Here is a 333-nt window from a genome sequence, read left to right as displayed (position 1 = left end):
CGGGGAACGTACACCCCTGATCACGAGCTGTGAGAACCGCGATCTGCTTGGCATTGGCAAACCGATTCTCCGTGACCACCTGCATCGTCTTCGCCTTGTGGGAGATGAGATCGAAGAACACTGCCCCGTTCAAACCATTACGGACAAGCTCACTGATCGGGACCGGATTCTCAGTCCCCGTCGTCCCGGTACCAGTCTCGTTGGCGAGGTCTTCAGCCTTGGCCGTGACCACCAGAGCGTAGGGCGAACCTTGACCGGTCCGCGTCATATCGATCCGGCCAATGAGAGTCGCGAAGCGTTCGTAGATCCACTCCTGGGCAGACAGTCGCTGAC

The 333-nt window shown here is 58.9% G+C and carries 1 pseudogene; it reads right to left on the bottom strand.

Going from position 1 to position 333, the window contains the following annotated elements:
- Positions 1–333 (bottom strand): annotated as a pseudogene (locus tag JFC13_RS20105) (HNH endonuclease); the annotation flags it as partial.

It is taken from the genome of Brevibacterium antiquum, from assembly GCF_016107655.1.
Classification (GTDB): Bacteria; Actinomycetota; Actinomycetes; order Actinomycetales; family Brevibacteriaceae; genus Brevibacterium; species Brevibacterium antiquum.
Note: the sequence above shows the minus strand (reverse complement) of the source record. Positions and strands in the feature narration are given on the sequence as shown.